We start from the raw sequence: 2,416 nt of genomic DNA, 5'->3' as shown, positions 1-2,416 counted from the left end.
TTCACAAAAGAAGACGGTCGGGCCCCAGCTCATCCACGGTATCGGCACCTGAGGGGCGACGGGCTCTCGACCGCCGCCACGGATCAGGCAACCACCTGGTCCGTGGCACCTCAATTATGCACGATTCCAAACACACAAGGGGTGCTCCAGCGGAGTGAGACGTTGACGCTTTCTGGAGCACCCCTCATCCGTCGCCTTCGGCGACACCTTCTCCCACAAGGGGAGAAGGAAGAAGCGCTACACCCCGCCCTCGTAAACCCGTTGCGCCTGCGTCAGCGCTTCGTCCAGCCTGGCACCTTCCGCATACCCGGCCAGATTCTCCGGCCGCTCGATCCCGGGCATCAGCCTGGGGCACGGTTCGGCGGCGCCGATCACCATGCGCACCGGAATGACGCCGGCCCACACGGGGTGGCCGTAATCCTCCTCGTCGTCGCCGACGCCCTTGTCGCGCACCTTGGCGGATGCTTCCTCGATGCGCATGCCGATCACCATCGTCGCCTTGGCCTCCTGCGTCGAGATCGGCCGCAGGGTTTCGCTGCGGCCGGGATAGAAGCGCTCGACGATGCCTGCCAGCGCCTTCATCTTCTCCTCCTGCTCGTCGATGATCCCAGCCGTGCCGAAGCACATGGCGGAGCGGTAATCGACCGAATGGTTGAAGCCCGAGCGCGCCAGCACCAGCCCGTCGAGATGCGACACCGTCAGGCAGGCCGGCGTGCCGCCGCGCAACTGGCGCAGCATGCGGCTGGCCGACGAGCCGTGCCAGTAGAGCATGTCGCCCTCGCGCCAGTGGATCGTCGGCGTGCAATAGGGCTGGCCCTCGATCGTATAGGCGACGTGACACAGCATGCCGGCATCCAGCACCGCGAACACGGCGGCATGGTCGTAGCTGCCGCGCTCATGCACGCGCTTGACGCGGTTGCGGCTGGTGGTTGGAAAGCTGGCGGCGACGTCGTTCACGGCTTGCATCCTTGGTTGTTTCAGGCCAATCATGCGCCACGACATTGGTCGATAAAAGAACCAATATGGATAAGAAAATTCAGACCAATCCACCGGATTGGTCCGCGCTGATCCCCGTCCTGCCCGGCGAAGGCCTGCGCAGCCGCGAGCTCTACGCGGCGCTGCGGCGGCTGATCGAGACCGGCGCGCTGGCGGCCGGCGCCAAGCTGCCGACCACCCGCGACCTTGCCCGCCGCTTCGGCCTGTCGCGTTCGGCGGCGGTCGCCTGTTTCGAGATGCTGATTTCGGAAGGCTTCGCCGTGGCCAGGGTCGGCGCCGGCACGTTCGTGGCGCCAGACGTGCCGTTCCTGCCCACCACGCTGGCCAGGGCACGCCCACCGGAGATCGACATCGCCGCCGCCCTGCCCTGCGGGCTTGGCGTGGCGGTGTCGGACCCGCGCACGCTCGACCTGTTCCGCATCCTGCTGTCACGCCACCTCGCCCGTCCCGGCCCGGAGCATTTCCGCTATGGCGATCCGCGCGGCGGGCTTGGCCTGCGCGAGGCGATCGCGGCCTATCTCAGGACCGCGCGCGGCGTGCGCTGCGATGCGGGCCAGATCGTGCTGACCTCGGGCACGCAGCAGGGGCTCGACCTTCTGGTGCGCGCCGCCCTTCGCCCCGGCGATGCGGTCTGGCTGGAAAACCCTTGCTACACGATGGCGCATGCGGCGCTTGCCGGCGGCGGCGCCAGGATCGTCGCCGTGCCGGTCGATGCCGAGGGGCTCGATCCGGCGGTCGGCGAAAGCCTTTGCCCGGCCGCCCGCGCCGCCTATGTCACGCCCTCGCACCAATATCCCTCCGGCGTCACCATGACCATGCGCCGCCGCCTTGCCCTGCTCGACTGGGCGCGGCGCAACGATGCCTGGATCATCGAGGACGATTACGACAGCGAGTTCCGCTATGCCGGCCCGCCGCTGACTTCGCTGCAAGGCATGGACGGCTCGGGCCGTGTCGCCTATCTCGGCACATTTTCCAAAGTACTCTTCCCCGGCCTGCGCATCGGTTACGCCGTGGTGCCCGAACCCCTGCTCGATGCCGTGATCGAGGTCCGGGCGCGCGCCGACCGCTACCCTTCGACGCTGGCCGAGGGCGCCTTGACCGACCTCATCAACGAAGGCCATTTCGCCGCGCATCTGCGCCGCGTGCGCCGCCGCGTGCAGGCCGCACGCGACGCGCTCATCGCCGGCCTGCGCGCCAATTGCGGCGACACCCTCGATGCCGCCGTGCCGGAACAAGGGCTGCATCTGTTGGCGACCCTGAAAGGCGGTGGTATCGACACCGACATCGTCGAAGCCGCGACGGCAGCCGGCGTCGGCGTGCGAGCGCTCTCGGCCATGTACATTTCAGGGGCGCCCAGGCACGGGCTGGTGCTGGGCTTCTCCGGGTTTTCGGATGAGGAATTGTGGGCGGTGACGCAGAG

2 protein-coding genes are annotated in these 2,416 nt (G+C 68.0%); one reads left to right on the top strand and one right to left on the bottom strand.

The window, feature by feature from the left end:
• Positions 1-237 precede the first annotated feature (237 nt).
• A complete protein-coding gene (locus tag J0I79_RS34855) occupies positions 238-990 on the bottom strand; it encodes a pyridoxamine 5'-phosphate oxidase family protein (RefSeq protein WP_292870691.1) in 753 nt (250 codons plus the stop codon).
• A gap of 32 nt (positions 991-1,022) precedes the next feature.
• Here J0I79_RS34855 and J0I79_RS34850 point away from each other — a divergent pair.
• The coding region (locus J0I79_RS34850) for a PLP-dependent aminotransferase family protein (RefSeq protein WP_292870688.1) at positions 1,023-2,416 on the top strand (1,394 nt) is incomplete at its 3' end.

This window comes from Mesorhizobium sp. (genome assembly GCF_017306585.1).
GTDB lineage: Bacteria > Pseudomonadota > Alphaproteobacteria > Rhizobiales > Rhizobiaceae > Mesorhizobium.
This window is presented reverse-complemented; position numbering and strand designations above follow the sequence as displayed.

Bases quoted from the DNA above. Each gene is read 5' to 3' on its own strand.
- J0I79_RS34855 (WP_292870691.1), bottom strand. From the start codon at position 990: ATGATTGGCCTGAAACAACCAAGGATGCAAGCCGTGAACGACGTCGCC.